Raw genomic sequence first — 21,889 nt, 5'->3', positions numbered from 1 at the left:
AAGTAATTATTTTTTCACTTTCTTATCTACAGAAAAAAGGAATCTCAGTACCATATACTGAACCATTGACAGAAGCTGATAATAAATGCTCACTAGTAACCCAACTTTATCTCTTGAGTAGAAATGATGATTTTAAAGTACTGATTAACGCTATGATTAAAGCGTGGTCACAGAAAAAAATACGTGAAAAAGAAAAGGCTATTAATAAAAAGAAAGTTATAGAGCACTTGAGAGTAAATGAGGAAAGCATGAAAATGCTTAACGAATTATCATCTAAATATAATGAAAGCCAAACAACTCTGGTTAATATGGCAGTTGCTCTGTTGTATAAAGAAATGGTGTAATTCATCTAAAAATTAAATACATATAACCATATTGAGAATGTTCTAGCGGAAACAATAGCCCTCAATACCGCTCCCAAACTCCCTTGCTATGAATCTGAGAGGCATACAGTTAAGAGAACACTTGATTAAAATTTCACATTGTAGCGTTACCCTCGTAGGGCATGAGTACTAGGCAGTGTTGGTTTCGCTCGATTAAACGTCGAGCAGAAATGTGCTGAGTTATTTAGTATTCTTCTTTTTTGACACATCCTGCCCGTGTTTATATAAATAGAACAAAAAATAAACAAAAATAATGACACATCCTGTCCATATGCATCTTTACAGTAATCGCTCCTAAACGATTATTGAGGATAGATGATGGCAGTTTATCGGCTAGATCCTGATTTGGCTTTGCTAAGCCAATGCAGTAATGAAGACCTTCAACTGCTGGTTGAATTGTTAACCATTGATAGTAAGGACGGTGAAAAACGCTGGTCGGAGACGTTAACCAGCACAAGCGAATATCAACGTTTTTACCCGGATCACAGCAAATACTGGACGTCGATAGGCGCAGAGTTACAAACTTTTGGCGCAAACACGTTAGTCAGTTTGGTGCGCGGTGGACAGGGCGTTCTTTACCGTGAAATTTTGTGCGATGTCTGTGACAAGCTGGATGTTAATTACAATAAAAACAGTACGACGGAGTCGATTGAACTCAATCTGCTCATGAAAGTGCTGGAAAAAAGTCTGGATAAAATGACACCAGATGAACTGGCGATGTTGTCTAAAAATATGCAGCTCGATTTAACCAGCCCAACACCGCAACTCATTCTTATCGCTATACAGGCAGCCATTCGTACCTCTTCTGTTGCCGCCTTGGAACTCGCAACAACGTTGGCAGCCAGCGTTATCACCGCACTCGGAGGGATCGCCACCTGGGGAACCGTGTTCGTTGCGTCTCGCGCCCTTTCAGTTCTCGCTGGCCCCGTCGGTTTGGCGCTCAGTTCAGCCTGGATGCTGTCGGATATTGCGGGCCCGGCATACAGAGTCACGATCCCTGCCTGCATCGTTATCGCCTGGCTACGTCAGAAAAACCTTACCCAATATTGATTTATTCCGTATATGCCAAAAGGGATGCACGGAATTTATACAGGAATTAACACCATGCCTGAACAGGGAAAACGTTACGACCGGCTCGCCAGTCGCCTGGCTATTCTAGTCAGCAGGCTCTTCATGGGGGAGTCTCTGTCAGTCAAACAACTGGCTTTAGAATTCAATGTCTCGGAAAGAACGATTCAGAGAGATTTACGACAGCGGTTACAGTATCTGGATACCGAATTAAAAGATGGATACTTGCGGCTTTCTGATGCCAGGGGGCCATTTCGTACCGATCACGATATCATTACGTTTGCGCGTATTACCCATGTGGCACAATTTTTCCCTGCACTGGATAAAAAGTTGCTTTCCGTTTTGCTGGATGCAGGACAGGACTCTCCCTATATCGTCTATAATGCGCCGCCACGAAATGTTCCTTCTTTGTTCGGTGGGTTTTATGCCATCACACAGGCTATAGTTAAAAACCGCTTAATCAACTTTTTACATAATGGCCGCAAACAAATCGCCATTGCCCCCTATCGCCTTATTTACTTTGATGGGGAATGGTATCTGGCGACAGAAAAGCAAAACCACATAAAAGTATTTAATTTGGTGGCAATTACCGATGTAGCTATGACCATTAGTTCATTTAGTAAAAAGGAGGAAATGAGACGAATCTTTCAGGATAAACGATTCATTACAGCGCTACCACACTTTCAATATATCTGTGAACTTATACGTGAATAAATAAGATAAATAATGAGTGTCGTTAAACTCATTCACACTTATTAAATCACCACATTACACAATGAGATACTACACGCATTTTATAAGGAGTTATTGCATGAATCATTCAAAATGGTTATTACCCGCATTATCATTATTCTTCTCCGGAATGGTCATCGGTGCGCAAACACCGGTACCAATAACGGTAATGGCATATAACAATGTCCATGTGGCGGGAAATCGCTACGTTGATGTCGTTGTCACCGCTAAAACGGATACTGTTCGTATCAATAATATCAGTGTCAATCGTGGAAATTGCCGTATTGGAAATCTGAAATACTTCGGCACCAGCAATAAGGAAACGATTATCCCGGCCACACTTCGCTATGGTGAATCGGTGAAAGTCCCTTTTTACAATGATTGTGTTGCCTCAGAAGTCCAGGTGGATACTGACAAAGGCGGTTGGACATTCACTTTTGATTGAAATAACACTTCAATATCTCACTGAAATATAAGGATACGTCACATGAAATACTTAAAAGGTGCCGTATTGGCGGCGCTGTTGTTACCCTTGGGTAGTGCTGTTGCGGCTGAGTGGACATACTGGTCATTGCAGGGATATGCAGGCGTTCATCTGAGTAATGACGATAAGCATTATCTTGAAATCAGCTGTGAATTATATTCCTCAAAACCGCCTGTTTTACGTGTGCAGGCCGGGTTTAGCGGTGATTATTCTCAGCTACAGGTTGATGGGCATGAAGTATCACAACCCTTTCACTCATTGGAACGGATAAAAACAGAATGGGAGGCATTACGTCAGGCGAAAGTCATTCGTGTCAGTGATGCGAATGGAAAGTCATACACATTTAATGTTACAGGCAATAAGGACTTCCCCCCCTTTGGTTCTGAGTACTATCCCTGTGATAAGGAATGACTTTCAAATATTATCGATAAAGGTCAGGCATTATGTCATTACTTAAAATGTTAATTGCTGCATTAGGTAAAGCAATTACCTGGTATTCAAGTGCTCAAGCTCAGGATTTTGTGGCTGAACACTTACGGCAGGCAGGTTATAATGACGAAGAAGTTGAAGCAGCCCGGGAGGCTGCTTTTTTATTGGTGGGTGTAATAACCACTACAATAATGAATTTTATTCTTCGTACTGCTTTTACTGCCTGAAATATGAAATCCATTCTTTCATTAATTATCATTTCAACAAGATGTGCCAGGGTCATTCACTCTGGCACATAAGGAGTTTTTATGCCCAAGTTAGCCTCGCGCTTTGGTACGGTAAATATTATTCGCCGTGACCGTCCATTAACCCGTGACGAACTGGCGCACACGGTTCCCAGTGTATTTAGCGAAGACAAGCATGGCTCGCGTAGCGAACGGTATACCTATATTCCCACCATTACCCTGTTGGATAACTTACAGCGTGAAGGCTTTCAGCCATTTTTTGCCTGCCAAACCCGTGTACGTGATCCGGAGAAACGGGAGCATACCAAGCACATGCTACGCTTGCGCCGGGAAGGTCAAATTTCGGGCAAACAGGTGCCAGAGATTATTTTGCTTAATAGCCATGACGGCTCCAGCAGTTATCAAATGTTACCTGGTCTTTTTAGACAGGTTTGTCACAATGGTTTAATTTGTGGTGAATCCTTGGGTGAAGTCCGTGTTCCCCATAAGGGTGATGTGGTTGGCCGTGTTATTGAGGGGGCTTATGAGGTATTAGATACCTTTGAGCGTATTGATGAAAAACGTGATGCCATGCAGTCATTATTATTACCACCACCGGCACAGACTGCGTTGGCTCAGGCTGCGTTAACCTACCGATTTGGTGAAGAGTATCAGCCAGTGACAGAGGCTCAAATCCTGTCGCCTCGCCGCTGGCAGGACGAAAGCAACGATCTGTGGACCACTTACCAGCGTATTCAGGAAAATTTGATTAAAGGTGGACTATCAGGCCGAACAGTTCAAGGTAAACGAGCCAGAACCCGTGCTGTCAAAGGGATTGATGGTGACGTAAAACTTAACCGCGCCCTGTGGATACTGGCCGAAAATATGCTGGAACTGGCATCCTAATTTCCCTCATTTTGTTTCATTCTCCCTTATTACCTCACTTCAAGGACTTACCATGTCATGTAATTCATTGGCAGGCAGTGTTGCGCCCAGAGAGCAGCGCATCATCCAGATGGCGTTATGCCTGCTGGAAAAGCGAGTGCGTAAAAATACACGCCAGTTCAAAACCTCGGAGGACACCAAAAACTGGTTAATGCTGGAACTCAGTAGCCTGGAGCGTGAAGTCTTTATGGTGCTGTATCTGGATAACCAGCATCGTCTGATAGAAAAGGAAATTATTGCGCTGGGTGGTATCAACAGTACCGAAGTGCATCCGCGTGAAATCCTCAAAGCCTCACTGCGTCATAACGCCGCCGCCGTGATACTGGCACACAATCATCCTTCCTGCTGTGCCGAGCCCAGTCAGGCTGACCGCCATATCACCGACAAGCTGAAGGAATCACTGTCACAACTCGACGTCAGAGTCCTCGATCATCTGGTTGTCGGCGGCGCTGACGTGGTGTCATTCGCTGAACGTGGCTGGCTGTGATGAGCACACTTACCACCGCACTTTTATAAGGAAAACATCATGTCATCAATAGAGGCCCCGGAATGGGGATTAAAGTGTGCTGTCACGCCGCGATTCGGAGCCAGACTGGTGCAGGAAAGTAATCGTCTGCACTATCTGGCAGATCGGTCCAGCATTGTCGGTACGTTTAGCAAAACAGAAGCCCAAAGTCTGGAACGTTGCTTCCCTGAGCTAATTAAGCTGTTGGAACAGAAGCTACGCATGGGGGAACTGAATCCCCGTCAGCAGGGTTGCATCACGTTGTATTGCAACGAATGGACCTGTGAAGCCGATACGCTGGGCAGTGTTGGCTACGTGTATATTGCTATTTATCCCTCTTCAGCGGCAACACAATAACCCGCAGCTTCTTTCCCCATTCTGAACATTTCCCTGATTTTATCGACTTAACCTGTAGAGAGTATTCCCATGCAAACAACACCTGCAATCCCGTTACGGGAGGATCAATCCTGCCCGACACCTATTGCCGTCTGGCAACAACTTCTTACCTATCTGCTAGAAAAGCACTACGGCCTGACGCTGAACGACACACCATTCTGTGAGGAAAACGTGATTCAGGAGCATATCGATGCTGGCATCACGTTGGTAAATGCCATCAATTTTCTGGTGGAAAAATACGAACTGGTGCGCATCGATCGCAACGGCTTTAACTGGCAGGAGCAATCACCGTTTATCACTACTGTCGATATTCTTCGCGCCAGACGTGCAACAGGCTTACTTAAGGCATAAAGATCCCGAGCTGTTTTCCAGTAACACCACACCAACCCTATTTATCTCTCTCCCCGATGCATAATGCGCCAGCCCTTACCGGCTGGCGCATTTGCTTTTATGTATGGACCACAAACTATGCAAATTGAACCCGAGGTTTTGACCGAACACACCGAGCTGATTTGCTCGACCAATATCGAACGTATCGTTACCGGACGTGATACTGCGCTGCAACAAATAGAACAGATCCTCAACCAGCTACGGGCGATCTCAACACTAACAGCAACTATTGGCGGCGGCACCGCTGAAGACTGGGCGTCAAAGCAAGGGCATCGCTACGACTGCTGGCTAACGGGAACGCCTGATAAGGCGATGCCAGCCATCATCCGCACGTTGGATCGCAATATCTGGCGCGACCTGATGCTGAAATCCGGCATGTTGTCGCTGATGGATGCCGAAGCACGTAGCCAGTGGCATAAAAATCTGGATGAAGGTGAGCTACCAGCCATCAGTGAAACCAATATCCTCAGTACATTTGAGCAACTTCACCAGAGTAAGCTGGAGGTATTCGAGCGCGGGGTCATCAACGTATTCAAAGGGCTATCGTGGGATTACAAGACCAATCACCCTTGTTACTTCGGCAAGAAAATCATCATCAGCAATCTGGTCACATATAACCGCTGGGGTTTTGGCCTGAACTGGGGCTGGCGACGCGATCAACTGGCCGATCTAGAGCGTATGCTGTATCTGCTGGACGGCAAACCGATCCCCGAGAACCGAGGCGATATCACCATCCGGCTGATGGACCATATCCGCAATCATCCCCATCAGCAGGAATACGAGGATGAGTTCTTTAGCGTGCGTTACTTTCAGAAAGGCACCGGGCATCTTACCTTTAAACGTTCTGACCTGATCGATCGGATGAACGATATTATTGCCAAACACTATCCGGGGATGTTGGCGGCGAGGTGATTAACCAATCACGCCACACAGGTATATCCCATTGACATATCCCATCAATATTCTATGCTATCGATAGCATAAAATTTCTCCAAGGAGACTGCCGTGGAAAAAACTACAGTATTTAAAAGCAACCGCAGCCAGGCGGTAAGGCTCCCTAAAGCCGTTGCACTGCCAGATGATGTGAAGCAGGTTGATATCGTTGCGATTGGTCGCACACGTATCATTACTCCGGCAGGCGAAAGCTGGGACAGTTGGTTCGAACAGGATGGGGTAACGCCTGACTTTATGATCACCAGAGAGCAGCCCGATGATCAGATCAGGGAAGATTTCTGATGCTTAAATATCTGCTTGATACCAATATCTGTATTTACACTATCAAGAACAAACCGCAGGAAGTCAGGGACGCTTTCTACCGCCATTACGGGCAGTTTGCTATCAGTTCTATCACGTTGATGGAACTGATCTATGGTGCGGAGAAATCGGTAAACCCAGAAAAGAATCTCGCAGTGATTGAAGGGTTTTCTGCGCGTCTGGAAGTGCAAACTTATGGCTTTGACGCTGCCGTACATACCGGGCAAATTCGTGCCGAGCTGGCAAAACAAGGAACCCCCATCGGCCCGTATGATGCCATGTTAGCCGGTCACGCGCGGTCCGCAGGTTTGATTCTGGTAACGAACAATGTGCGTGAGTTTGAGCGTGTGCCTGGATTGCGCGTAGAAAACTGGGTCAACCGATAAGCCGTATTCTGCCCTACTCCAAAACAGGATATAATCCACCGCCGACTGCGGATAACCCGCAAAAAATCCAGCCAGAAAGGTTTGGGGGCCCATTTGGGGGCCACTACGTTTTTCGAACTGGTGAAAATCCTTTTATTTCAATATAGATACGTGGCCAATTCGAATCCTGTAGGGAACCGACGTCTTTTTTTATGCCTAAAAATCAGCCGGCTATAGCAACCCGCTCTCGATATTTTTATATCCCATTCAAGACTTGATGATAAAGCGCCTTGCTGTATAGAGTGGGCTAATGCCTGATTACCATCACATCAGCCGACGCTACACCAGCAAGGCGCTTTTGTAATACCCTCTCCAGCCAACGCGATACTTAGCACCAGAGCAGTTGCACTGTCATACCCTGTCTTCCGGTGCGGTTGTTTTCACTTTAGGGAAGAAAATAAGGGCAATTACAGCGCACAGAGCCGAGGCTAACCAAACACTGCTCCAGCTCAGGGTAGTTTGTAGCCAGGGAATCGCAACGGGAGTGATAAACATCACAACAAATACACTGGTATTTCCCATCGCCAGAGCAGTGCCCGCCCGCTTCGCACCAGCCATAGAGGCAAGTTCTGTGTATGCAACACCATGCCAGGCAGATACCGCCACCCCTGAAAAAATAAACAGGCCTGCTAGCAGCACCACGGTTTCTCGGGTCGGTGACAACGCTGGCCACAACCAGACCAGCACACTCAACAGAATGAACGCCAATATGCTGAGAAGCGTGCAACCACGAAGGTAGGCTTTACGGTTTTTATTCTTATCCGTCCAGCGTCCACTCCAGATACGCGATACCATAGCGCCAATCTGAATTGTCGCCAGGCAGACAGAAACAACGCTCACATCAATATGAGCAAAATCATGCAGAAATACCGAGCCAAAGGTCAGTAGTGCAAACTGAGGCCCACATAAAATACCGATAGCCAGCACTATCTTCCAGATAGCAGGATCGTGTAACGGCCCTTTCCCTGTCATGGGAACGGCAGCTGATGCCATATGTTTTTTTTCTCTGGCTATATCGGGTTCGTGCAACCAGAGCCATGCATAGTAACCGGCAATAATGCATAGAATCGCAGAAACAATAAATAACACGACAAAGCCATAACGGGCGGCCAGCCAAGGCAACAACAGTGCGCCCAAGCCATACCCCATCGGCACTGCTGTCTGACGGATACTCATTGCCAGACCTCGTTCCCCCTCTTGAAACCAAGCCATAATTGCCCGGCCACTGGAGCCATTAACGCTACTCCCCAGTAAACCAATGCCGAGAACACCGGCAATCAATAGCCAATATGCAGGGACAAAACCGCTATGTGGGGCAGCAAAAGCGGCCATCAACAACAACATGGCGCCGGTGCTCAACAAGCCGGTAAGCAGAACCGGCCGGTCGCCCCATCGATCAGTCATCAACCCCCAAGGCAATTCGCTGATGGCAATCCCCAAGCCTAGCATCCCAAGCACGAACCCCAGCTCAGCATTGGTAATATGGTAATCTGTGCGCATAAAAACCGCCGTTGCGGGCAGCCCCCCCACGACCATGGAGAAACATGCATTGGCAGCAACCCCAATGCCCAAAACCTTCCAGCGATGCCGCACACCGCGCAGGGTGGTCACTGTATCAGTCATTTTATTGTCCCCTGTAATGTTTCCGATTCCGTTGCCGTCGGTAATTTTTCCGTTGTAATCAACGTTGCTATGCTGCTGATCACTTCAAGAGCAGCCTGGTGCTTTTTCTCACTGATTGCGGATACTGCATCCTTCAACACAAGGACATTAAAACCACGATCATGGGCACTCATCGCTGTTGCCAGAACAACGAACTCCGTTGATATGCCGGCAAGGATCACGGTATCTACCCCTAAACATCGGAGCGTTAACTCAAGATTCGATTGATAGAATGGATCAATCCGATGTTTGCGAATGATGTTTTCGCCAGGACGCGGCGCCAGCTCGGCGATGATGTCTGTTGACCACGTATTGAAACACAGCAGATGATTTTGTCGTGCTATATCAAACACCTCAGACCCCTCAGGACATTCGATATAGTTTTCAGAAAATCCAACGACAACATGCACGACCGGGATCTGGTTAGCCCGGGCGATTGCAAGGGCACGGGCCGCATGTTGCACCACATCATGTTCCTTCGCTTGCTGGAAATATCCCTTCTGTGCATATACACCGTTGGGATGAACAATCTCATTAAGAAAATCCAGCATCAGTAATGCTATTTTCTTCATTGCCTTACTCCTGATGTGCTCTCTGGGTGACAGGCAGTGCGGTCAGAATGTGTTCTGCAATAGCATCTGCATCGCAAATAAAATCCGTCCAGTAACCAGGGCGACTGCTCCCGGCAGACATAAACCACCTTGTATGTTCACTGGGTATGCCAATCACATAGAGTTGCCGGACAGCCTCACCTTGCGCATTGATGGGATGGAAAGGTGCGGGGGTGACTGCAACACCACCACTCACCACCTGTGTTTCGCCATCGTTCAGCGTAAAGTCTTGCCATATGCCGCGGCGGCACAGCGCCTGGGTGAGCGGTGACAGATCCCTGGCCAGATCCTGTGCGGGTACTCTTGCATCCAGCAGGGTTTGCACATGCCACACGGCGCCTTCAACCTGGGGGGATGTCAGCGCAAAACGTCCCGCGGCGCTATCACAGGAAATCGTCATGTTCGGCCCAACAACATGCAGGATATTTGCATCGATCAATGCCAGCACTTGCCGGGTTCTATAGCGAGGCGGCCCCGCGGAAAGCAAAGCGCTCACAGGGGAGTAACGATGGAGGAATGCATCTCGAAAGGAGGACGGTGTAAGCCCGCCAAAATCAACGACTTTACGGACAAGACCCCGAGTATCGCGTAATGTATCCAAGGCTGCCTTTAAGGGGTTATCAACATTTCCCCCTTCGGCTTCCTGATAATCACTCATCAAAAGATGCTTCAGTTCTGCATGGAAATGGCTTGCGGAAGTAAACCGGCGCTTGCTGAATGGGTCGGCAAGTTGATAAATATCCAGCGCGGGCAAATCTGTAATACCAAAATTACGCGCAATATGCGGGATATCGGCAAAGTCATTTTCAGGCAATGACTGGATATACTGGCGGAATTCACTTTCTGCCGTCACCCCATAACGCTGACGAATTGCCGTCGCGTACCAGGTCAGATTAACTTCTGCCATAAGCAAAGGCAGCACTTCTTTGTCAAAGTCAATGTGCCCTCTGAGGGCCAGCACCTCAGCACGCTCAGAAGTAAACAACACACTGTTATAACGAAAATTAGGGTGTTTTTGGTTACGCCCACGTCCCGGAATAGGCAAACTACTCCGGGAACCGGCGATTAACTGCGGTTCATGCCCGGAAGGGATATAACGCAGAGTGCCATCTGGCTGTTCTGTAAATTTACCGCCTCTGGCCGTTGTTAAAGCCGCCATCACATCCAGAAACGACAACCCCAATCCAATAATTCCGACATGACTGCCAGCCGGAATGTCTTTCAACGGCATATCCGCTGCGGAGTCCCCCTGAATCCAACACAGTTCAGGGTGGTTTTCAGCAAAGCGCTGCCATTGCTGTTCTTGCGCTGAAAGACGATTTTTGGGATGACCCGTTGCCAGAACGACACGATCGACGACAACATCTTCACCCTGTTTAAAATGCAAGGTGGCATGCTGTTCACCGTCAGGAACAATATCGACGACCTCTGCCTGTCGGGGTAAAAAGCGCTGCTGGGGAGAGAGCGATTTTTTAATACAGTCCAGCACAAACTGCATATATTCGCCATACAGAGCTCGCGGGGCCCAAGTATTCTCGCCGGGAAAATCATCACGAGTCTGTTTCCACCAGACGGCAAGAGAAGGGCCGCAACCCGGCCTCGCATTCTCAGCATCACCTTCGCCCGAAAAAGCCGACACCTCTTCAGCGACGGTGTTCATGACAAAACAGTCATCCTGATCCCGACGCCAGATCCTCCCTGTTTCTGGATGCTGCTTATCGATATAGTGAATATCAACGGCCGCCTCAGGCTGCTTTTGTAATCTAACGGCTAAACGCTCAAGAACAGAGAGTGCCCGAGGCCCGTTGCCGATAATGGCAATACGCAGAGGCGTCGTCATGATGCCTCCTGTTGCAGCGGTGCGTCATATTCCGTTATCGCCTCGGCGATGCTGTCCATCGCCGCAACAATAGTTTCCATGGCTCCGGCAAAAGATAACCTGATCATCATGGTTTCTTCTTTACCAAAGGCGGTTCCTGGGGTCACGGCAACATGGGCATGCGTAAGTAACCAGAGTGTGAATGTTTGTGCGTCGCCCATGCCAAGACCGCGAATATCGGCATAGACATAGAGTCCGCCTTCCGGCACATAACATTCGATGCCAGGGATCCTATTCAGGCTGTCAACCATATAATCCCGACGTTTTCGGTACGCCTTAACCATATCCTCCATCGGTTGACGATCACCGATCAGCGCCGCTAACCCACCTTGCTGAATAAATGCGCCGGCACAGCCAACACTGTGTTGCTGAACCTTGAGTATTTCATTCAACACGTATTCCGGAGCACAGAGATACCCTAGGCGCCATCCCGTCATTGCCCAAGCTTTAGAAAAACCGCTAACCGTTATCGTGCGTTCAAACATGCCCGGTTCCGCCGCAATACTTCGGTGCGGCGCAGTGATATAGCGGATATGTTCATAAATTTCATCCATGACAACGAAAAGATCATGCTCCAGCGCGACCTGGCATATAATCTGTATTTCTTCTTCTGTAAGGATGTGCCCGGTCGGGTTATTGGGATTATTTAACAGCAATACCCGCGTTTTATCAGTAATACAGGCAGCCAATGCTTTACGTGTTATTTGATATTTATTTTCGCGAGTTAAAGGTAGATCAACCGCTTTTGCGCCTGCCATTTCCGCCATTGCGATATAACTCACCCAACATGGAGATGGAATAACAATCTCATCGCCAGGGTTAAGTAATGTCATTAATGTAATAAACAATGCATGCTTGGCAGAAGGAGTAACAATAATATTTTTATCCCAACACGCTGAGATATGATTCTCCTCAAATAAACGATTAGCTATTGCTTTAAGCAGCCCTGGGGAACCCTTACTGGCTGTATAATGCGTCATGCCATTCTTCATGGCTGACACAGTAAAATTTATTATATGCTCAGGCGTGGAAAAATCTGGTTCACCGCCGCCAAGATCATAAACGGCATGCCCTTCGGCTTTCATTTTTTTAACTTTATCAAGAATCGCATAGGTTTCAGAAAGGCCTATACGTTTTACACGATCGGCTACGCTTCTCATATTCGTCATCTACTTATTAATAATAATGTAAGTGGTATTAATTCGTTAGACAATTAATCATTAACCAGACCAAAAATCCCTTTAGCCCAATAAGCCTGGTATTGCTCCGCCGTTTTTTGATCACGAAAAGCATATGTTTTCAATAACCATCGACGAGCAGCATTTTCTTTATTCTGTATGTCTATTTTTTCACGATTATGTAGCCCATCCTGATTCGCGAAAACAAGAAGATCACCCTGAATAATTCTATGACGTTGCTTTTCCGCTTTGGTCATCGCCTGCATAAATGCTATCAGCGCATCTTTTGCCTGCTCCGGTGCCCCAGGCGCCACCTGAGTCAGTGTATCCAGATAGCGAATACTGTGGTGATTTTTAAGGATAGCGTGATCTGGAGAGCTGATTTGGCGACTATTTGTTTCACGAGAATAAACATCAAACTCCGTGCGATACCAAGGCTGGCGCAGTGCCGTCTGTTGCTCCTCAGACAAATGCTTGATTAATGACTTTCCATCAATGTAACCGGTAAAAATCAACTCTTCATTCGGGCAATACAGGCCAAGCAACGTAACAAAATCGGCACGAACCGCATGAGCAGTACGATCATTGTGATAAACCAGTTCACTGTCACTGAAACCGGTTAATTGCCCACTATATTTACGAATTGCTACTACATCTGTAAAAAAGTCCCCATTATGGCGGCTACCATACGCCAGAAGCGGTGTGCCGGTAAGTAATGCAAATGTTTCTAGTAGTGCTTCGCCGATAAACGTTTTTTTCTTTTTATATTTATCTTCAAGCGGATTATCCGGATCCAATTCGGGAACATTAATATCTCGAGGGCAGTTACGCAAAACATGCACATCACTGATACCATGATGTCTTTCATGTTTAATTGAATTACAGATATCAATAAAAAACCCAGGGACTTTGCGGGACTGACATAACTCATTTATTGTTAATTTAAACTCTTGATAATGGATGTATGGATTTACTGCATTCTGACTTAAAAAATGTGTTAATTGATTATTCTCTTCATCTGAGAAATGATAAAAAGGTTTCATAATTTCTTGCATCCTGTCAATGAAATGATAATTAAAAAATCAACTATATATGCCCTATATATACACATACCCTATATATCCGTCATACTTTACATTACAGGCAAATTAGTTGCGCTTACTTACTCGAATTACTTAATTGAATAAGCGTACCGGCATTCACTGATGTGCCGCGTTACAAGACGCTTAATTAGACTTACCCTAAAAAGCGAACGCCAAACGTTGTTCAATATGCTAACTATTGGTCCTGCAACTCGAATTATGTCGGATATAGCATTTTTAAATCATTAAAGGAGATTATTTCACCCTTTATTGCGCTGGCAACCACCGTTGATGGGCTGGCAAGCCAGACCTTCCCCGGACCAGAACGCCCTGGAAAATTCCTATTAATAGCGCTAATCGTCACTTGGTTACTATTAAAAGAGGCACCGGGCCCGCAATTCGCACATGCACCACAAGCCGGCTTTAATAAAATTGCACCTGCGTTTTTAAATGTCTCTAAATATCCTCGCTCGTGACAATATTCATAAACATCCATAGTACCGAACTGAAGATATAGCATGACGTCCGACGGGATCTTCTTCCCTTTCTGCACGGCCCAGTGAAGAACTTTGTAATACTGGTCAAAATCATCCCGTTTTCCTGCCGTACAAGATCCGCCATAAGCGATGTCTATTTTTACAGGCTCCGTGAGTTGTGATAGTGCCAGACCATTACCTGGATCCCCTGGATAAGCAACCATCGGCGACAATTCCTGACTGTCAATTTCTATCACCGCAGCATAACTTGCCCCTTCATCACTGTGCATCCAAGGCTCAAGAGTAAAGTGGATACCACGACGTTCTTTTAAAAAGTTAACGGTATTACTGTCTGGTGCAATCAAGCCGGATACTCCCCCAAGCTCAGCCACCATATTTGTTAGAGTGATACGATCATCAATGGATAATCGCTCAATCGTATCGCCGCAGAACTCAAAAACTTTACCAATGCCATTCCCTTGCCGGATCCATTCTGTAGATAGCAATTGAAGGATCATGTCTTTTGCACCGGTTCCTTCAGGCAATCTTCCGGTAAAAACAACCCGAACACTATCAGGAGGCATCAGACGAAACACACCCGTTACCATGCTGGCAGCCATGTCTGTACTACCAACACCAATCGCCAGGCACCCTAACGCACCGCAATGTGGTGTATGAGAGTCAGTACCAATAATAATTTGGCCCGGCAATGCATAGCGCTCCGCCATGAGTGCATGCGAAATACCTTCGGCTCCATCACCGTCCAGGTTGTAACGGTGTGCAGTCAGCCGCCACTGCTGAGTAAAAGCACGATGAGCATCCAACAAATGCTCAAGATCACCCGTCAGTTTCTGCTCAACATGCACCTTACTTTGATGCATGTAAGGTAAATGATCTTCGAAAGTAACCACCGATTCAGGCTGCCAAAGTGTCAGGTCATCCCCAAAGGTACGCTTTAACATGTGGCCGCACATGGCGGTGTAATATTCATGAATAAAACGCCAATCCGGCCGCAGATGTAATGCGTTTCCCGAAGAATGAATGCCTGTAAGCAGATGTCTGGCGATGATTTTCTCGCACAATGTCATCCTCTTTTCTGTTAATTCAGTACCCACCAGCTGCGGCAAACCATACTGGTTTAATTGTGCTTTCCACCAAGGGAGAAGACCTCCGCATTGAAGAACCTGACGAGAAGTGTCCTCCCGCCCGGCGATGATATCTTCAATAGTAACGACATCCCCCCGTTCAAGTCGGGCAAGCAGCCCCATATCCGTAGACGTTAACAGGCCGATGTTATCCGCATTTTGCCGGTAAATACGCTCAAAACTCTCTGCAATTACAAGCTGTATACCTGCTGCTTTTTCCGCTACCGGACTGTGCTCCCTGGATGAACCTTTTCCATAACGCAAGCCCCCAACAACAACATTAACACCTGCATTTATAATGGCGTTTTTCCCAATGGGATTCTCATTTGAGCATTTTAAGCCAGTCCAGACAAAGCTCCCCAGGCGCTCATCATAATAGGCCAGTGCGGGGATGGGGGTAATTTCATCCGTTGAAATGTCATTACGTAAAGGCTGAGCTGATGACAACGTGAGCGTTTCCCCCTGTAACTGCGCTGTGATCTTGTGGGGGTCTTCGGTCAAATACAGGATTCGAGCCTGAGTTAGAATTGATTTCATGCTGCAGTATCTGTTAATCCTGATTCAACGCGATCGCCCCATGTTGCGTATATCAGGGCTCCCTGTGGTGTACGCCAGGCGTGCTGACTACCTGGCGCATAACAAACTAGATCCCCCGGAAGATAGACACCATGTTCATCTTCGAATGACCCATCAAGAATGAGAAACGTTTCATGCCCTTTATGAAGATGAGATTTTGCTGATGCTCCCGGCGCGCAATGTACCAACGAGATACGTTGCCCCGAATCATCATGGAAAATATCAAAAATGCGCGCATTCTTACGATCCAGCGTACTGTGGGTCTCCCACTTAACAGCATCAATGTCTTTAATTAATGAAAACAAATTCATGGTAACGGGCAAATCGTTATTCACTTTCTCTTCTCCATAAGATGTGTATGACTCTTAACTCAGCATTTCAATCACTCCAGCAATAGCCTGTTTGTAATACGCTTCGGACTGTGTAGCCCGGGCAATCACAAATGCTCCTTGCATGACTGAAATCAGTGTTAATGCTGTATGTTTAACATTCAGCTCGGCAGAAAACTCCCCTGATGCTTTGCCCGCTTCAAGTACGCTCTCTATCTCGCCAATCAACCATTCAAAATTTTGGGCGATAGGCTCACGGAGTGAATCATCGCGGATAATCTCGCTATCCTGAGCCAGCCCCCCCATACGACATCCGGAAAGAATGTCGCGCTCTCGCTGCAAGTAGTTTCCAATACGCTCACGTGCACTTTTTTCCGTGTGCAAAATACCAGCAATTTCTTGTTGCAGTTCTTCTGCATTACGCAGGATGGTCTGGCGCGCCAAGTCAGCTTTCCCCTTAAAGTGGTGATACATGCTGCCTTGTCCTACACCGGATGCCTTCTGTATTTCTTTAGGACTCGTATTGGAGTATCCCTTTGTCCATAAAAGTTCCTGCATTGTTTTTATCAATGTGTCTTTAGCTTTCATTTTTGTACCTATTAGTATGTAAAATTACAACCAGAAAAAAAATAAAAAGTTGTTAACTCTAAAGGTTGATCGTTTGCATATTGTTAATGTTAAGTTCTGTTTTATCTGCGACATAAAAACCTTTACTATCTCCCTATTATTAATGCACGTTACTGTAGATTTTCTTCACAAATCACACCAAGTCCTCTTCGTAGAGAGTGACTCCTACTAATAACAATCTTGCCAGACAGGGCAATAATCTTTGTTTGGTAATTAATAATTTATTGTTTTAAATAAAAAATTTTAAAACGAACTTTGCATTGATACTCCCGTTGTTCTACCTCTTTTGAACCCCAATTATATTAATTTTATTAATATCTAAATGAGTCATTAGTTCCCTATAACAAGGATTTAGCATACGGGATCACAGCAGCTATCTGATCCGACATGTAACAAATCTGATAACTTTCAGAAGTGTAGCATGTTTATTAAATAGCCTGCGCATTCTTATCTATCCTATAAATCATTCGAATTGCAGGACAACCGGCTGGCGTGATGAGCAATTCCAGGTGTTAACTCTTTAGAGAAAAACGTATTCAGCACCTTATAGCCCGGCAAATGGGTAAATCCCTATGCACTTACTCAAGTAAGTGATTCGAGTGAACGAACGCCGCCAACATGCTTACCACTTGAAGTCTACTGGAGATATAACACTGCAGGTTTGGTTTACCAGGATATTTACAGTTACCGTGAGAAGACATTTACTGTTCATGCAGGGGGAATTTCGCAGACAATACGCACGGCAACACAACCGTATTGCACGTACTGAATCATGCGCTACCTGGACGTGGTTGATAGAGATACGACAGTGATTCTTACTGGATACCTAAAACAGCCTAAATTCTGCCAAATCAATGGATTACAGACTTTGGCCGACGTCTATAGAAGAGAACTGGAGCGGGAAACGAGACTCGAACTCGCGACCCCGACCTTGGCAAGGTCGTGCTCTACCAACTGAGCTATTCCCGCGTTACTAACATATTGATATATAGAATATTATTCTAAAACAAATACGCTATTAATGGGGCGCATTTTACTGACCAGAGTTCGCTAGTCAACAAAAGAGTCCCTTGCATCCCATCATCTGCTCTGTTTTGATGCAGAGAACTAATGTTCAAGCAAATCGTGCCGTGCTGCTTTAAGGTAGTTGAACATTGACCAGAATGTCAGCACAGCAGCGATATAGAGCGCCCCTACCGCAGCGATCTCTACCCATGGGTCTGGCCGCCATAGCAACCCCACCAGCGCGACCATCTGCGCCATGGTTTTTACTTTTCCGATCCAAGAAACAGCGACACTACTGCGCTTACCGATTTCCGCCATCCATTCGCGTAATGCAGAGATGATAATCTCACGGGCAATCATGGTGGCGGCAGGGAGGCTGATCCACCATGAGTGATAATGCTCAATGACCAGTACCAATGCAACGGCCACCAATACTTTGTCTGCAACCGGATCAAGGAAAGCGCCAAACCTTGTAGTCTGCTTCCAGCGCCGGGCAAGAAAACCATCAAACCAATCAGTTACAGCAGCATAAACAAAGAGACTTGCACAAACCACGGGAGCCCAGCTGAACGGCAGATAAAACGCCAGAACAAAGAAAGGTATCAGGGCAACACGAAGCAGGGTCAGCCATGTAGGTATATTAAATTGCATAGCGTTCAAGAACTGTCAGGCCTAAAAAGTGAATGTGGTAAGTATGTTGCTACATTGCCCCTAGTGTTTCAATGCATGGAAAATTTTTTCTGCCAGCGCATGCGAAATTCCCGGGACATTGGCAATTTCATCAATGCTGGCGCTCATCAGCGGTTGCAGCCCCCCCATATACTTCAACAGCATCTGACGACGCTTGGGGCCAATGCCTTCAATAGTCTCCAGCGCACTGGTACTTTTCACTTTGGCACGTTTTTTACGATGGCCGCTAATTGCATGGTCATGAGAGTCATCGCGGATATGTTGTATGACATGCAAGGCAGGGGAATCCGACGGCAGCGCCATCCCTTCGCCTGTAGTGTCCAAAAACAACGTTTCCAACCCCGCTTTGCGATCGCTTCCTTTCGCGACGCCCAGCAGTAATGGTTTTGTTTTGTCCCAAGGAACTTGTAACGACTCAAAAACCGCTTTGGCTTGGGCCAACTGACCTTTCCCTCCGTCAATGACAACCACATCTGGAATCTTGCTGTCATCAAGCGATTTGCCATAGCGACGTTTCAAAACCTGGGTCATCGCCGCGTAATCATCGCCGGGGGTAATATCTGTAATATTGTAGCGACGATATTCCGAACGTAATGGGCCATTACTATCAAAAACAACGCAGGATGCTACGGTCTGCTCGCCCATCGTATGACTGATATCAAAACACTCCATGCGTTTGATAGCGCCCAAACCTAATATCCTAGACAATTCCGCTAACCGCTGCTGAACCGTCGATTGCTGAGATAATTTGGTCACTAATGCCGTATGGGCATTGGTACGGGCCAGTTTGAGATAACGCGCCCGATCACCCCGAGGTTTACATTGGATACTAATTTTACGGCCGGCTATCGTCGATAACGACTCCGCAAGCAGTTGAAGATCGGGCAATGAAAAATCCAACAACACATCTGACGGTAAGGTTCGCGCCCCACTGCCTTGTAAATAAAACTGCCCGACAAACGTCTGAACCACTTCCCCCAATGCTGTACCACCCGGCACTTTGGGGAAATAACTGCGGCTCCCCAACACCTGGCCCTGACGAATAAACAACACATGCAAACACGCCATCCCTGCGTCAAATGCAACACCTATTACGTCAAGATCATCCCCATGGCCGGAGACAAACTGTTTTTCCGTCACACGCCGTACCGCCTGAATTTGATCACGGATACAGGCGGCCTCTTCAAACTTTAGTTCCCGACTTGCATTTTCCATGCGGTCAACAAGCCGCTCAAGCACCTGCTGATCCTTACCAGATAAAAAAAGGCGTACATAATCAACCTGCTGTTGATACTCCTCATCACTCACATATCCCGTCACGCATGGGCCAAGGCAGCGGCCGATTTGGTATTGCAGGCAGGGGCGCGAACGATTGCGATAGACATTGTTTTCGCACTGCCGTATCGGAAATAATTTTTGTAGCAAGAGTAAAGTCTCACGAACTGCGCTACCGTTCGGGAATGGACCGAAATAATCACCTTTCGCATGCTTTGCCCCACGGTGGATTGATAAGCGGGGATGAATATCGCCGCTGAGGAAAATCATCGGATAAGATTTATCATCTCGCAGCAGAACATTATATCGAGGTTGATAGCGTTTAATGTAGTTATGCTCTAGCAACAAAGCTTCCGTCTCAGTATGCGTAATCGTGACATCGATCTGGCTAATACTTTTGACTAAAGCCTCTGTTTTTCGGCTGGCTACATGTGTTCGAAAATAACTGGAAAGGCGCTTCTTTAGATCTTTGGCTTTACCAACATAGATAACCGTATTGCTGGCGTCATACATGCGATAAACCCCAGGCTGACTGGTCACGGTCTTCATGAAAGCCTGGGCATCAAAACACTCATTCACTACTGATCAATGTCTCCGCGTTAAAGAGCCCATGACGGATTGCCAAATGGGTCAACTCAACATCACCATTTATGTTCAATTTATTAAACATTCGATAACGATAACTGTTAACCGTTTTAGGACTGAGATTCAACTGATCGGAAATCTCCGTCACTTTCTGCCCTTTAGTGATCATCATCATGATCTGCAATTCTCTCTCGGACAGACACTCCAGTGGTGTTTCAGTTTGTGGTTCAAGCTGACTCAATGCCATCTGCTGTGCAATGTCCGAGGCAATATAGCGCTTACCAGCATGAACGGAACGAATCGCACAGATAACTTCTTCCGGCGTTGCGCCTTTACTGAGATAGCCGGCAGCACCTGCTTGCATCACTTTGGCAGGCAACGGATTCTCCGTATAAATGGTTAACATGATAACCTTCACTTCTGGAGAAAACCGTACAATTTTGCGCGTAGCCTCAAGGCCGCCAATTCCGGGCATACTCATGTCCATCAAGACGACATCAACACTATTGGTACGGCACCATTTTACCGCATCTTCACCGCACTGCGCCTCACCGACCACTTTGAGGCCTTTGATATCGTCAAGAATGCGCCGTATCCCTGCCCGCACCAATTCATGGTCATCAACAAGAAAAACGCTAATCAAAGAACAGTTCTCCAAAAAGAAAGTAACACTTACAGCCGAAGCTTGTTGCAGGTGTACTGTATGGTTTAAAAAACAATGAATACACTTTCCAATTAAAAGTGTATTTTATTCTACCGTGTGGTAATGTTTTCTAAGTTTTTGAATGATACCGCTATGGTATCAACCGCGAACTAGCCTCCATCACAGTATTCACATTTCAAACCTGGTTTTTAGAGAAACGGACAGTAAAACCATCCCAAAAATAAAAAATCAATACAATCAATAGATTACCAAAAATTGCAACTTCAGGCAATCCATCAAATCAATTTGATGTTATGTCGCCGTTCGGAACAACTTTCAGCCACTATTTTATATAAATAATACACCCATCAGAAAATATCCATATGAAAATTGCGATGTGTCCAATCGGACGCATTTAAAGCAACTTTGCAACCCAACGTATCGTTCCGTTATTACTGCGGACTTATTACACAATCTTTAGAAAAGATACACACCCACAGCGGAATACGTTTATTTTGCCAAACACAAATTTAGACAAATCGGTTATAGTAACCCGTCTTTTTGTTATGTAGTCGGTCATGTATGTATATCTATCAATATGTTGCCAGCTACTGTGCCACCGTCTTCCTTAGGAGAAAATGATGAATAATTGCGATTTCACCACAGAAGCATCAGCAGAGACGCTAGCTCATGAAGTCAGTTGTCTGAAAGTTATGCTGACCCTGATGCTGAAATCTATCGGCCAGGCTGATGCAGGTAAAATAATGATTACAATGGATAAATATATTTCCCAATTGGAAGAACCAACTCAATCCGCCATATTCAGTAACACTGTCAAACAAATAAAAACACTATATCGTAATTAATTAAAGCATCAACACATTATTTAAC

Annotated in this window: 25 protein-coding genes and 1 tRNA gene; 14 read left to right on the top strand and 12 right to left on the bottom strand. The window is 46.1% G+C overall.

Annotated features, from left to right (window positions below; all coding sequences use genetic code 11):
* From HEP82_RS19115 to vapC, 13 genes are all read left to right on the top strand, one after another.
* The coding region (locus HEP82_RS19115) for a hypothetical protein (RefSeq protein WP_192459500.1) at positions 1-344 on the top strand (344 nt) is incomplete at its 5' end.
* Positions 345-701: 357 nt separating this feature from the next.
* Positions 702-1,433, top strand: coding sequence for a DUF3944 domain-containing protein (locus tag HEP82_RS19110; RefSeq protein WP_192459501.1), 732 nt, complete (start codon positions 702-704; stop codon positions 1,431-1,433).
* A 54-nt stretch (positions 1,434-1,487) separates the two neighbouring features.
* Positions 1,488-2,165, top strand: coding sequence for a WYL domain-containing protein (locus HEP82_RS19105; RefSeq protein WP_192459499.1), 678 nt, complete (start codon positions 1,488-1,490; stop codon positions 2,163-2,165).
* A gap of 97 nt (positions 2,166-2,262) precedes the next feature.
* Positions 2,263-2,628: a hypothetical protein gene (locus HEP82_RS19100; RefSeq protein ID WP_225622566.1), complete on the top strand. Its 366-nt coding sequence runs from the start codon at positions 2,263-2,265 to the stop codon at positions 2,626-2,628.
* A 42-nt stretch (positions 2,629-2,670) separates the two neighbouring features.
* A complete protein-coding gene (locus HEP82_RS19095) occupies positions 2,671-3,078 on the top strand; it encodes a hypothetical protein (protein WP_116162565.1) in 408 nt (135 codons plus the stop codon).
* A 32-nt stretch (positions 3,079-3,110) separates the two neighbouring features.
* Positions 3,111-3,323 (top strand): hypothetical protein, encoded by a 213-nt coding sequence (locus tag HEP82_RS19090; RefSeq protein ID WP_192459498.1) that lies wholly within the window; start codon positions 3,111-3,113, stop codon positions 3,321-3,323.
* Positions 3,324-3,404: 81 nt separating this feature from the next.
* Complete coding sequence (locus HEP82_RS19085) at positions 3,405-4,226, top strand: DUF932 domain-containing protein (protein ID WP_192459497.1); 822 nt, start codon at positions 3,405-3,407, stop codon at positions 4,224-4,226.
* 52 nt (positions 4,227-4,278) lie between these two features.
* Complete coding sequence (radC, locus tag HEP82_RS19080) at positions 4,279-4,752, top strand: RadC family protein (RefSeq protein ID WP_192459496.1); 474 nt, start codon at positions 4,279-4,281, stop codon at positions 4,750-4,752.
* Between the two features lie 39 nt (positions 4,753-4,791).
* On the top strand, positions 4,792-5,127 hold the full coding sequence (locus tag HEP82_RS19075) for a type IV toxin-antitoxin system YeeU family antitoxin (RefSeq protein ID WP_192459495.1): 336 nt from the start codon (positions 4,792-4,794) through the stop codon (positions 5,125-5,127).
* Between the two features lie 69 nt (positions 5,128-5,196).
* Positions 5,197-5,517, top strand: a complete 321-nt coding sequence (locus HEP82_RS19070) for a TA system toxin CbtA family protein (RefSeq protein ID WP_192459494.1) — start codon at positions 5,197-5,199, stop codon at positions 5,515-5,517.
* A gap of 117 nt (positions 5,518-5,634) precedes the next feature.
* Positions 5,635-6,468, top strand: coding sequence for a DUF4942 domain-containing protein (locus HEP82_RS19065; protein WP_192459493.1), 834 nt, complete (start codon positions 5,635-5,637; stop codon positions 6,466-6,468).
* Positions 6,469-6,561: 93 nt separating this feature from the next.
* Positions 6,562-6,792, top strand: coding sequence for a type II toxin-antitoxin system VapB family antitoxin (gene vapB, locus HEP82_RS19060; protein ID WP_161545905.1), 231 nt, complete (start codon positions 6,562-6,564; stop codon positions 6,790-6,792).
* Positions 6,792-7,196, top strand: a complete 405-nt coding sequence (vapC, locus tag HEP82_RS19055) for a type II toxin-antitoxin system tRNA(fMet)-specific endonuclease VapC (RefSeq protein WP_192459492.1) — start codon at positions 6,792-6,794, stop codon at positions 7,194-7,196. Before vapB ends, vapC begins: the two co-directional genes overlap by 1 nt.
* Positions 7,197-7,586: 390 nt before the next feature.
* On the opposite strand, the gene HEP82_RS19050 is transcribed toward vapC, so the two are convergent.
* From HEP82_RS19050 to uvrY, 12 genes are all read right to left on the bottom strand, one after another.
* A complete protein-coding gene (locus HEP82_RS19050; RefSeq protein ID WP_192459491.1) occupies positions 7,587-8,858 on the bottom strand; it encodes an MFS transporter in 1,272 nt (423 codons plus the stop codon).
* Positions 8,855-9,469, bottom strand: coding sequence for a cysteine hydrolase family protein (locus tag HEP82_RS19045; RefSeq protein ID WP_192459490.1), 615 nt, complete (start codon positions 9,467-9,469; stop codon positions 8,855-8,857). The genes HEP82_RS19050 and HEP82_RS19045 overlap by 4 nt, the downstream gene beginning before the upstream one ends.
* A 4-nt stretch (positions 9,470-9,473) precedes the next feature.
* Positions 9,474-11,348 (bottom strand): FAD/NAD(P)-binding protein, encoded by a 1,875-nt coding sequence (locus HEP82_RS19040; RefSeq protein WP_192459489.1) that lies wholly within the window; start codon positions 11,346-11,348, stop codon positions 9,474-9,476.
* Positions 11,345-12,547 carry a pyridoxal phosphate-dependent aminotransferase gene (locus HEP82_RS19035; protein WP_192459488.1) on the bottom strand — a complete coding sequence of 401 codons (1,203 nt, stop codon included), beginning with the start codon at positions 12,545-12,547 and terminating at the stop codon, positions 11,345-11,347. The genes HEP82_RS19040 and HEP82_RS19035 overlap by 4 nt, the downstream gene beginning before the upstream one ends.
* Before the next feature lie 53 nt (positions 12,548-12,600).
* A complete protein-coding gene (locus HEP82_RS19030; RefSeq protein WP_192459487.1) occupies positions 12,601-13,608 on the bottom strand; it encodes a TauD/TfdA family dioxygenase in 1,008 nt (335 codons plus the stop codon).
* A gap of 256 nt (positions 13,609-13,864) precedes the next feature.
* The gene (locus HEP82_RS19025) at positions 13,865-15,805 is read right to left on the bottom strand and encodes an aconitase family protein (protein WP_192459486.1); all 1,941 of its coding nucleotides are present in this window, start codon (positions 15,803-15,805) and stop codon (positions 13,865-13,867) included.
* Positions 15,802-16,179: a cupin domain-containing protein gene (locus tag HEP82_RS19020; protein ID WP_192459485.1), complete on the bottom strand. Its 378-nt coding sequence runs from the start codon at positions 16,177-16,179 to the stop codon at positions 15,802-15,804. Before HEP82_RS19020 ends, HEP82_RS19025 begins: the two co-directional genes overlap by 4 nt.
* Before the next feature lie 30 nt (positions 16,180-16,209).
* On the bottom strand, positions 16,210-16,761 hold the full coding sequence (locus HEP82_RS19015; protein ID WP_012765071.1) for a TetR/AcrR family transcriptional regulator: 552 nt from the start codon (positions 16,759-16,761) through the stop codon (positions 16,210-16,212).
* Between the two features lie 932 nt (positions 16,762-17,693).
* Positions 17,694-17,769 (bottom strand) — tRNA-Gly (locus tag HEP82_RS19010).
* Positions 17,770-17,907: 138 nt separating this feature from the next.
* Entirely contained in the window at positions 17,908-18,456 is a 549-nt protein-coding gene (gene pgsA, locus HEP82_RS19005) for a CDP-diacylglycerol--glycerol-3-phosphate 3-phosphatidyltransferase (RefSeq protein ID WP_012765070.1), read from the bottom strand.
* Positions 18,457-18,516: 60 nt separating this feature from the next.
* Positions 18,517-20,349, bottom strand: a complete 1,833-nt coding sequence (uvrC, locus tag HEP82_RS19000) for an excinuclease ABC subunit UvrC (RefSeq protein WP_192459484.1) — start codon at positions 20,347-20,349, stop codon at positions 18,517-18,519.
* Complete coding sequence (gene uvrY, locus HEP82_RS18995; protein WP_012765068.1) at positions 20,342-20,998, bottom strand: UvrY/SirA/GacA family response regulator transcription factor; 657 nt, start codon at positions 20,996-20,998, stop codon at positions 20,342-20,344. The genes uvrC and uvrY overlap by 8 nt, the downstream gene beginning before the upstream one ends.
* 641 nt (positions 20,999-21,639) lie before the next feature.
* On the opposite strand from uvrY, the gene HEP82_RS18990 reads away from it, so the two are divergent.
* Positions 21,640-21,864 carry a DUF2594 family protein gene (locus HEP82_RS18990; RefSeq protein WP_192459483.1) on the top strand — a complete coding sequence of 75 codons (225 nt, stop codon included), beginning with the start codon at positions 21,640-21,642 and terminating at the stop codon, positions 21,862-21,864.
* Positions 21,865-21,889 lie beyond the last annotated feature (25 nt).

The organism is Musicola keenii, from assembly GCF_014855505.1.
Lineage (GTDB): Bacteria > Pseudomonadota > Gammaproteobacteria > Enterobacterales > Enterobacteriaceae > Musicola > Musicola paradisiaca.
Note: the sequence above shows the minus strand (reverse complement) of the source record. Positions and strands in the feature narration are given on the sequence as shown.

Bases quoted from the DNA above. Each gene is read 5' to 3' on its own strand.
- HEP82_RS19065 (WP_192459493.1), top strand. From the start codon at position 5,635: ATGCAAATTGAACCCGAGGTTTTGACCGAACACACCGAGCTGATTTGC.
- HEP82_RS19040 (WP_192459489.1), bottom strand. From the start codon at position 11,348: ATGACGACGCCTCTGCGTATTGCCATTATCGGCAACGGGCCTCGGGCA.
- HEP82_RS19105 (WP_192459499.1), top strand. From the start codon at position 1,488: ATGCCTGAACAGGGAAAACGTTACGACCGGCTCGCCAGTCGCCTGGCT.
- vapC (WP_192459492.1), top strand. From the start codon at position 6,792: ATGCTTAAATATCTGCTTGATACCAATATCTGTATTTACACTATCAAG.
- HEP82_RS19070 (WP_192459494.1), top strand. From the start codon at position 5,197: ATGCAAACAACACCTGCAATCCCGTTACGGGAGGATCAATCCTGCCCG.
- HEP82_RS19045 (WP_192459490.1), bottom strand. From the start codon at position 9,469: ATGAAGAAAATAGCATTACTGATGCTGGATTTTCTTAATGAGATTGTT.
- HEP82_RS19025 (WP_192459486.1), bottom strand. From the start codon at position 15,805: ATGAAATCAATTCTAACTCAGGCTCGAATCCTGTATTTGACCGAAGAC.
- HEP82_RS19035 (WP_192459488.1), bottom strand. From the start codon at position 12,547: ATGAGAAGCGTAGCCGATCGTGTAAAACGTATAGGCCTTTCTGAAACC.
- HEP82_RS19050 (WP_192459491.1), bottom strand. From the start codon at position 8,858: ATGACTGATACAGTGACCACCCTGCGCGGTGTGCGGCATCGCTGGAAG.
- HEP82_RS19090 (WP_192459498.1), top strand. From the start codon at position 3,111: ATGTCATTACTTAAAATGTTAATTGCTGCATTAGGTAAAGCAATTACC.
- HEP82_RS19015 (WP_012765071.1), bottom strand. From the start codon at position 16,761: ATGAAAGCTAAAGACACATTGATAAAAACAATGCAGGAACTTTTATGG.
- HEP82_RS18990 (WP_192459483.1), top strand. From the start codon at position 21,640: ATGAATAATTGCGATTTCACCACAGAAGCATCAGCAGAGACGCTAGCT.
- radC (WP_192459496.1), top strand. From the start codon at position 4,279: ATGTCATGTAATTCATTGGCAGGCAGTGTTGCGCCCAGAGAGCAGCGC.
- HEP82_RS19085 (WP_192459497.1), top strand. From the start codon at position 3,405: ATGCCCAAGTTAGCCTCGCGCTTTGGTACGGTAAATATTATTCGCCGT.
- HEP82_RS19030 (WP_192459487.1), bottom strand. From the start codon at position 13,608: ATGAAACCTTTTTATCATTTCTCAGATGAAGAGAATAATCAATTAACA.
- HEP82_RS19100 (WP_225622566.1), top strand. From the start codon at position 2,263: ATGAATCATTCAAAATGGTTATTACCCGCATTATCATTATTCTTCTCC.
- HEP82_RS19110 (WP_192459501.1), top strand. From the start codon at position 702: ATGGCAGTTTATCGGCTAGATCCTGATTTGGCTTTGCTAAGCCAATGC.
- HEP82_RS19095 (WP_116162565.1), top strand. From the start codon at position 2,671: ATGAAATACTTAAAAGGTGCCGTATTGGCGGCGCTGTTGTTACCCTTG.
- pgsA (WP_012765070.1), bottom strand. From the start codon at position 18,456: ATGCAATTTAATATACCTACATGGCTGACCCTGCTTCGTGTTGCCCTG.
- HEP82_RS19075 (WP_192459495.1), top strand. From the start codon at position 4,792: ATGTCATCAATAGAGGCCCCGGAATGGGGATTAAAGTGTGCTGTCACG.